At 64.9% G+C, this 8,414-nt stretch carries 7 protein-coding genes; 3 read left to right on the plus strand and 4 right to left on the minus strand.

Annotated features, from left to right (window positions below):
- Positions 1-18: 18 nt before the first annotated feature.
- From AB4Y42_RS31975 to AB4Y42_RS31985, 3 genes are all read right to left on the minus strand, one after another.
- Positions 19-1,263, minus strand: a complete 1,245-nt coding sequence (locus AB4Y42_RS31975) for a sarcosine oxidase subunit beta family protein (RefSeq protein WP_042260300.1) — start codon at positions 1,261-1,263, stop codon at positions 19-21.
- Between the two features lie 38 nt (positions 1,264-1,301).
- Positions 1,302-2,687, minus strand: coding sequence for an L-serine ammonia-lyase (locus tag AB4Y42_RS31980; protein ID WP_368686788.1), 1,386 nt, complete (start codon positions 2,685-2,687; stop codon positions 1,302-1,304).
- 203 nt (positions 2,688-2,890) lie between these two features.
- A complete protein-coding gene (locus AB4Y42_RS31985; RefSeq protein WP_368686787.1) occupies positions 2,891-4,033 on the minus strand; it encodes a porin in 1,143 nt (380 codons plus the stop codon).
- 346 nt (positions 4,034-4,379) lie between these two features.
- Here AB4Y42_RS31985 and betI point away from each other — a divergent pair, with 346 nt between their 5' ends.
- The 3 genes from betI to betA are packed head-to-tail and all read left to right on the plus strand — an operon-like array spanning position 4,380 to position 8,228.
- Positions 4,380-4,994 (plus strand): transcriptional regulator BetI, encoded by a 615-nt coding sequence (gene betI, locus AB4Y42_RS31990; RefSeq protein WP_368696413.1) that lies wholly within the window; start codon positions 4,380-4,382, stop codon positions 4,992-4,994.
- 19 nt (positions 4,995-5,013) lie between these two features.
- Positions 5,014-6,483 (plus strand): betaine-aldehyde dehydrogenase, encoded by a 1,470-nt coding sequence (betB, locus tag AB4Y42_RS31995; protein ID WP_368696414.1) that lies wholly within the window; start codon positions 5,014-5,016, stop codon positions 6,481-6,483.
- Positions 6,484-6,494: 11 nt separating this feature from the next.
- Positions 6,495-8,228 carry a choline dehydrogenase gene (gene betA / locus AB4Y42_RS32000; RefSeq protein WP_368696415.1) on the plus strand — a complete coding sequence of 578 codons (1,734 nt, stop codon included), beginning with the start codon at positions 6,495-6,497 and terminating at the stop codon, positions 8,226-8,228.
- Between the two features lie 64 nt (positions 8,229-8,292).
- Here betA and AB4Y42_RS32005 read toward each other — a convergent pair.
- On the minus strand, positions 8,293-8,414 hold a 122-nt coding region (locus tag AB4Y42_RS32005; protein WP_166966332.1), incomplete at its 5' end, for a transposase.

Consider the following 8,414-nt stretch of genomic DNA (forward strand, 5'->3'; position numbering starts at 1 on the left):
CCCATGCAACGAAGTTGCCTAGTGCGCGACGGCGGCTGCGCCGTGTTCGTCGATCAGATGGCCGGTATAGAAGCGGTCCAGCGAGAACGGCGCGTTGAGCGGATGCGGTTCGTCCTTCGCAATGGTGTGCGCGAACACCCAGCCCGAGCCCGGGGTCGCCTTGAAGCCGCCGGTGCCCCAGCCGCAGTTGAAATAGAGACCCTTCACGTCGGTCTTGCTGATGATCGGGCAGGCGTCCGGCGAAACGTCGACAATGCCGCCCCACTGCCGGTTCATGCGCACGCGCGAAAACACCGGGAACATTTCGACGATGGCCTGCAGCGTGCCCTCGATGATGTGGAAGCTGCCGCGCTGGCCAAAACCGGTGTACTGGTCCACGCCCGCGCCGATCACGAGATCGCCCTTGTCGGACTGGCTGATATAGGCGTGCACCGCGTTCGACATGATCACGGTGTTCACGACCGGCTTGATCGGCTCCGACACCAGCGCCTGCAGCGGGTGGCTTTCCAGCGGCAGGCGCACGCCGGCCATGTCCGCGAGCGTCGTGGTGTTGCCCGCCGCCACCACGGCAACCTTCTTCGCCTTGATGAAACCCTTCGACGTATCCACACCGGTCACGCGCGCGCCGTCGCGGCGAATGCCCGTCACCTGGCAGTTCTGGATGATGTCCACGCCGTGCTGGTCCGCGCCGCGCGCGAAGCCCCACGCCACGGCGTCGTGGCGCGCCACGCCCGCGCGGCGCTGGATCGAGGCGCCCAGCACGGGGTAGCGGCTGTTCAGGTTGATGGTCGGCTCGATTTCCTTGATCTGCTCGGGCGTGAGGAATTCGGCGTCCACGCCGTTCAGGCGGTTCGCATTCACGCGGCGCTCGGTATCGCGCACGTCCTGCAGCGTATGCGCGAGATTCATCACGCCGCGCTGGCTGAACATCACGTTGTAGTTGAGGTCCTGCGAGAGCCCTTCCCAGAGCTTCATCGCTTTCTCATAGAGCGCGGCCGACTCGTCCCACAGATAGTTCGAGCGCACGATGGTCGTGTTGCGCGCCGTATTCCCGCCGCCGATCCAGCCTTTCTCCAGAATCGCGACGTTCTTCACGCCGTGCTCCTTCGCGAGGTAATAGGCCGTTGCGAGACCATGCCCGCCGCCGCCGACGATCACGACGTCGTACTCCTTCTTCGGCTCCGGGCTTCTCCACTGCCGCTCCCAGTTCTCGTGATACGACAACCCGTTGCGGAACAGACTGAATATCGAATAGCGGCTCATCTCGCGGACCCCTTGTTGCGCGTTACCATTAGCTTCAGTTAGCACTCGATGACGTTCACGGCGAGACCACCGCGCGACGTCTCCTTGTATTTCGTCTTCATGTCGGCACCCGTTTCGCGCATCGTCTTGATGACGTTGTCGAGCGAGACGTAATGCTCGCCGTTGCCCTTGAGCGCCATGCGCGCGGCGTTGATCGCCTTGATCGCGCCCATGGCGTTGCGCTCGATGCAGGGAATCTGCACGAGGCCGCCCACGGGGTCGCAGGTCATGCCGAGGTTGTGTTCCATGCCGATTTCGGCGGCGTTCTCCACCTGGCGCGGCGTGCCGCCCATGACGGCTGCGAGCGCGGCAGCGGCCATGGAGCACGCCACGCCCACTTCGCCCTGACAGCCCACTTCCGCGCCCGAAATCGACGCCGTTTCCTTGTAGATGATGCCGATGGCCGCGGCCGTGAGCAGGAAGTTGGCGATGCCGTCTTCATTCGCGCCCGCCACGAACTTCACGTAGTAGTGCAGCACCGCCGGAATCACGCCCGCCGCGCCGTTGGTGGGCGCCGTGACGACACGGCCGCCCGCCGCGTTCTCTTCGTTCACGGCCATGGCGTAGAGATTGACCCAGTCGAGCATCGAAAGCGGATCGCGCAGCGACTCCTCGGAGCGCGAACGCAGATGCACCGAGAGATCGGCGGCGCGGCGCTTCACGTGCATCGGGCCGGGCAGCTCGCCGTGCATCTTGCAGCCGCGCTCCACGCAGGCGGCCATCGCGCGCCAGATCACGAGCAGCCCTTCGCGCACGTCTTCCGGCGAGCGTGCCGCGCATTCGTTCGCAAGCGTGACTTCGGCGATCGAGCGCCCGCTCTCCTTACACGCGCGCAGCAGGTCGTCACCGGTGCGGAACGGATATGGCACGTCGCGTCCGCTGCGCACACCGTTCACGCGATCGCCGTCGCGGTTCACGACAAAGCCGCCACCCACCGAGTAGTACTCTTTTTCGACGAGCAGTTGCCCGTTTTCGTCGAAGGCCTGAAAACGCATACCGTTCGAGTGCAGCGTGTTCGCGCCGCCCATCGTCTTGCGAAAGAAGCCGATGCACTCCTTTTCGTCGAAGCGGATGGTCTGCTTGCCGAGCAGCACGAGCGTCTTCTCGCGCCGAATGGCAGCGAGGCGCGGCTCGATCTGGTCGGGATCGATCGAGTCGGGCAGGTTGCCTTCGAGGCCGAGCAGCACGGCCTTGTCGGTGCCGTGGCCCTTGCCCGTCGCGCCGAGCGAGCCGTACAGCTCGACTTTGACGCGGCGCACAAAGGCGAGCAGATTGGCGTCCTCGACATGGGACGCGAAGCGGCACGCGGCGACCATCGGGCCGACCGTATGCGAGCTGGACGGACCGATCCCGATCTTGAACAGGTCGAAAACGCTGACGTTCATCTGACTTCCCTTCGCGCTGAGCGCATGGATGAGCTTGGGTGCAAGTAGACCAAAGAGGCCATGGCAGCCGATAGAACAAAAACGCCATCGCCGTTGGACGGCCTCGCCAGCCGGGGCTGCGGGCGACGCTGGCGGACGGTTCGCGAGGGTTTTACTGCGGGTTTTCCCGATGTTTTGCGGCGGAAAAGCACCCGCCTGTCCGCTCAGAACTGATGACGCAAGCCAATGCGCACGTCGGCCTGGGTGGTGGTGGAAGACGGTGTGAAGCTATAGCCGATCACCGCATCCACACCCTGCGAGGCCTTGAGCCAGTCGCCCGAGATGTACACGTCCGTGCGCTTCGAAAGCAGGTAATGCATCCCCGCCGAAAGCTGGTTCCAGTGGTGGCCGTCGAAGTGGGTGTACTGGTAGCCGCCCGCCACGCTGAACGCGGGCGTCACCTGCCAGTTGGCGCCGCCCTCGCCCACCTGCATGTGCTCGCTCTCGCCGAATGCCTTGATCTGCGTGTACGTGAAAGCGCCCATGAGCGTGACGTCGCCGATGGCGTAGCTCGCGCCCGCGCCGAAGGTGGCCTGCTTGTCCACGGGGAACGGCGTCTCCGAGTAGAGCGAACTCACCGCGCCGGTGGCGGGATCGACGCTGACGGTCGGCCTGCCAAAGAACGTGCGCACGCCGATCATGTTGTACGGGTCGAACGCGTAGATGCCCGATGGGTTGTTCAGCTGCGTGTACGCGGTACCCATCGCGAACGGGCCGTTCTGGTACTGCGCGCCCACGCTCCAGGCGCTGCCGGTGTGGAAGTCGCCGGGCGTGTTGCTGAACGAGTACATGCCTCCGAACTGGAAGCCGCCGAACGTGTTCGACATGAACTTCACGGCGTTCGGCAGATGGTCGCCGTTCATGCGGTCGAAGTCGCCCTGGTTGATCGCGTAGCCGCTCGCCCACGCCGTGACGTTGTAGAGGTAGACGAACTCCTGCGTCATGTCGGCCTGATTGCCGAACGTGAGCGTGCCCCAATCGTTCTGGAGTCCGACATAAGCCAGACGGCCGAAAAGCGAGCCGCCGTTGGCAATCTGCCCGTTGCCGAGGTGAAAGCCGCTCTCCAGCTGGAACACGGCCTTCAGGCCGCCGCCGAGATCCTCTGTGCCCTTGAGGCCCCAGCGGTTCGCCTGCGCAATGCCATCGTCGAATTTCACTTGATGCGAGCCGCCCGCATTGCTCACGTAGGTCACGCCCGCGTCGATGATCCCGTACAGGGTGACGCTGCTTTGGGCATGGCTCGCGGTCGAGACAGCGCTCAATGTCACCGCGATGCCGCTCAGTGCCACCGCATTCAGTTTTCTCATGGTGTCGGGTCTCTCTGGTCTGGCGATACAGGTTGTCGGGCCGCGCCGGCAACGCGTGGCGGCTTGCGCGGTGGATCAAAACGTACAAGTCCAAATCTCGCCCGACTTGCGCAGACACGACACGCGCTGGCGCTAACGCGACACGCCAGCGCCGGAAAAACCCCTGTAAAACAGGCGCAATCCGTTATCCGGCGGGCCTCTCGAGGGGTTCCGGCAGCGCGATCATCGGTAATCCGACGCGGACTTTGTAAAATGCGCCGATCCCGCCATTTCTACGTTTTTATTGATTGAACATTCAATAAAAAATACCTAGAGTGGAAACCTCCCCGAATCGCCTGGAATCACCATGCCCAAGATCGGAATGCGCGACGTGCGCCGCGCGCAACTCATCGACGCCACCCTGCAATCGATCGACGAGTCGGGTCTCTCCGGCACGACGCTGGCGACCGTCGCACAGCACGCGAAAATTTCGACTGGCATCGTCAGTCACTATTTCGGCGGCAAGGACGGCCTGCTCGAAGCCACCATGCGCCACGTGCTGCACGACCTTTGGGAGGCCACGGTGCGGCGTCGCCTCGCCGCGAAAGACGAACCGCGTGCGCGTTTGCGCGCCATCGTCGCGGCTAATTTCGACGTCTCGCAGGTGAACGCACCCGTCATGAAGACCTGGCTCGCGTTCTGGGCCGAGAGCATGCATCAGCCCGCACTGCGCCGGCTGCAGCGCGTCAACACGCGGCGGCTGCATTCGAACCTCTGCGCGGAGTTCGAGAAGGTGTTGCCGGCCGCTACGGCCCGGCGCGCCGCAAGCGGACTCGCCGCCTTGATCGACGGCCTCTGGCTGCGCGGCGCGCTCACGGGCGAACCGTTCGAAACGAAGGCCGCGCTGCGCGTGGCCAACGACTACATCGACCTGCTGCTCGAAGCGCGCGCCAAGCCGCGCTCAGGCAAGTCGACCAGATAACCCGGCCCGGAGCCCATCGATGTCCCTCTTTCCCCTGCAACGCCTCTTCATCGACGGCACCTATACCGACGCCACCAGCGGCGAAACCTTCGACACCTACGATCCCGCCACCTGCGCCAGGCTCGCAACGGTCCAGCACGCGAGCGCCGCCGATATCGACCGCGCCGTGCAGTCGGCCCGCAACGGCCAGCGCGTCTGGGCCGCGATGACGGCCATGCAGCGCTCGCGCGTGCTGCGGCGCGCGGTCGAGTTGCTGCGCGAGCGCAACGACGAACTCGCGGCGCTCGAAACCAGCGACACCGGCAAGCCCATCGCCGAAACGCGCAGCGTGGACATTGCCACCGGCGCCGACGTGATCGAGTACTACGCGGGCCTCGCGCCCGCGCTCGAAGGCCAGCAAATCCCGCTGCGCGAAAGCTCGTTCGTCTACACGCGGCGCGAGCCGCTGGGCGTCACGGCGGGCATCGGCGCATGGAACTATCCGCTGCAGATCGGCTGCTGGAAATCGGCGCCCGCGCTCGCCGCCGGCAACGCGATGATCTTCAAGCCGAGCGAGATCACGCCGCTTTCGGCTTCGAAGCTCGCTGAGATCTATATCGAGGCAGGCGTGCCGCCCGGCGTGTTCAACGTGGTCCATGGCGACGGCCGCGTGGGCGCCATGCTGAGCGTGCATCCCGGCATCGAGAAGATTTCGTTTACGGGGGGTGTAGAAACAGGCAAGAAGGTCATGGCGGCCGCGGGCGGCTCCACGCTCAAGGAAGTCACGATGGAACTGGGCGGCAAGTCGCCGCTCATCGTCTTCGAAGACGCCGACCTCGAGCGCGCCGCCGATATCGCCGTGACCGCCAACTTCTTCAGCGCGGGCCAGGTGTGCACCAACGCCACGCGCGTGTTCGTCCATCAATCGGTGATTGCCGCGTTCGAGGCTCTCGTGCTCGAACGCGTGAAGCGCATCCGCGTGGGCAATCCTACCGATCCCGCCACCAACTTCGGGCCGCTCGCGAGCGCCGCGCAGCTCGACAAGGTGCTCGGCTATATCGAAAGCGGCAAGCGCGAAGGCGCGCGGCTGCTCGCGGGCGGGGCGCGCCTCACCCAGGGCGACTTCGCGCGCGGCCAGTACGTGCAGCCCACTGTGTTCTCCGGCTGCCGCGACGACATGCGCATCGTGCAGGAAGAAATCTTCGGCCCGGTGATGAGCATTCTCGCCTTCGCCAACGAAACGGAAGTGATCGCACGCGCCAACGAATCGCTTTACGGCCTGGCCGCCGGCGTCGTGACCGAAAGCCTCTCTCGCGCGCACCGCGTGATTCATCGGCTCGAAGCCGGCATCTGCTGGATCAATACGTGGGGCGAGTCCCCCGCCGAAATGCCCGTGGGCGGCTACAAGCAGTCGGGCGTGGGCCGCGAAAACGGCATCACCACGCTCGAGCACTACACGCGCCTCAAATCCGTCCAGGTGGAACTGGGACCGTATCAGCCCGTTTTCTGAGGGAGTCCTGCATGGCAGCGCAAGAGTACGACTACATCATCATCGGCGCGGGATCGGCGGGCAACGTGCTTGCCGCGCGCCTCACCGAGGACCGCGACGCGACGGTGCTGCTGCTCGAAGCGGGCGGTCCCGACTACCGCTTCGATTTCCGCACGCAGATGCCCGCGGCGCTCGCCTACCCGTTGCAGGGCCGCCGCTACAACTGGGCCTACGAAACCGACCCCGAGCCGCACATGAACAACCGGCGCATGGAATGCGGGCGCGGCAAGGGGCTGGGTGGCTCGTCGCTCATCAACGGCATGTGCTATATCCGCGGCAATGCGCTCGACTACGACGGCTGGGCCGAGCGCAAAGGGCTCGAGAACTGGAGCTATCTGGACTGCCTGCCCTATTTCCGCAAGGCCGAAACGCGCGACGTCGGCGCGAACGACTATCACGGCGGCGAAGGTCCCGTTCACGTGACGACGAGCAAGCCGGGCGTGAACCCGCTGTTCGAGGCAATGATCGAGGCGGGCGTGCAGGCGGGCTATGCGCGCACCGACGACCTCAACGGCTACCGCCAGGAAGGTTTCGGGCCGATGGACCGCACCGTGACCGCAAAAGGCCGGCGCGCGAGCACTGCGCGCGGCTATCTGGATCAGGCAAAGCATCGGCCCAACATCGACATCGTCACGCACGCGGTGACGGACCGCATTCTGTTCAGCGGCAAGCGGGCATGTGGCGTCGTCTTTCTCGACGGGCCCGCGCGCGTGACCCGCTACGCGCGCCGCGAAGTGCTGCTGTGTGCGGGCGCGATCGCCTCGCCGCAGATCCTGCAGCGCTCGGGCGTCGGTCCTGGCGCGTGGCTGCGCGAACTCGACATTCCCGTGGTGCTCGATCTGCCGGGCGTCGGGCAGAATCTTCAGGATCACCTGGAAATGTACATGCAGTACGAGTGCAAGGAGCCCGTCTCGCTCTATCCTGCGCTCCTGATGCGCAATCAACCGGCAATAGGCCTTGAATGGATGCTGCGCGGCACCGGCATTGGCGCGAGCAATCATTTCGAGGCGGGCGGCTTCATTCGCACGCGCGACGACGATCCGTGGCCGAACCTTCAGTATCACTTCCTGCCCGTTGCGATCAACTACAACGGCAGCAATGCGATCAAGATGCACGGCTTCCAGGCGCACGTAGGCTCGATGCGCTCGCCGAGCCGCGGGCGCGTCAAACTGCGCTCGCGCGATCCGCGCCAGCATCCGTCGATTCTCTTCAACTACATGGCCGAGGCGCTCGACTGGCGCGAGTTCCGCGATGCGATTCGCATCACGCGGGAAATCATTGCGCAGCCCGCGCTCGACCGGTTTCGTGGACGCGAGTTGAACCCCGGCGCGGCGCTCAAGAGCGACGCCGAGATCGATGCTTTCGTGCGCAACCGCGCGGAAACCGCCTATCACCCGTCGTGTTCGTGTGCGATGGGCTACGACGACATGGCCGTGGTGGACGGCGAAGGCCGCGTGCATGGACTCGACGGCCTGCGCGTGGTGGACGCGTCGATCATGCCGCGCATTACGACCGGCAACCTCAATGCGCCGACCATCATGATCGCGGAGAAGATCGCGGATCGCATCCGCGGGCGCGAAGCGCTTGCTCGATCGCATGCACCGTATTTCGTGGCGAACGGCGCACCGGCGCGGGGAGCGGATTTACCCGCGGCAGGCGGCACGTCGCATGGGAAGAAAATACGCGCGCATAGCGTGACGCTTTAAGCAACGCTGATGGGCCAGGGTCGGCGCGCGAGGAGTTGCGCGCCGACCCTGGCTTTTTCTTGGTTCATCGAGGATTACCGGGGAACGCGGCGCGGATCTTGAGGAAGAAGTACTCCTCGTCGCGGTACCCGTAGGCTCTGCGCTTGATGACCTTGATGGTGTTGTTGATCCCTTCGACGACGCTGG

Origin of the sequence: Paraburkholderia sp. EG286B, assembly GCF_040965655.1 — a bacterium.
Classification (GTDB): domain Bacteria; phylum Pseudomonadota; class Gammaproteobacteria; order Burkholderiales; family Burkholderiaceae; genus Paraburkholderia.

Bases quoted from the DNA above. Each gene is read 5' to 3' on its own strand.
- AB4Y42_RS31975 (WP_042260300.1), bottom strand. From the start codon at position 1,263: ATGAGCCGCTATTCGATATTCAGTCTGTTCCGCAACGGGTTGTCGTAT.
- AB4Y42_RS31980 (WP_368686788.1), bottom strand. From the start codon at position 2,687: ATGAACGTCAGCGTTTTCGACCTGTTCAAGATCGGGATCGGTCCGTCC.
- AB4Y42_RS31985 (WP_368686787.1), bottom strand. From the start codon at position 4,033: ATGAGAAAACTGAATGCGGTGGCACTGAGCGGCATCGCGGTGACATTG.
- betI (WP_368696413.1), top strand. From the start codon at position 4,380: ATGCCCAAGATCGGAATGCGCGACGTGCGCCGCGCGCAACTCATCGAC.
- betB (WP_368696414.1), top strand. From the start codon at position 5,014: ATGTCCCTCTTTCCCCTGCAACGCCTCTTCATCGACGGCACCTATACC.
- betA (WP_368696415.1), top strand. From the start codon at position 6,495: ATGGCAGCGCAAGAGTACGACTACATCATCATCGGCGCGGGATCGGCG.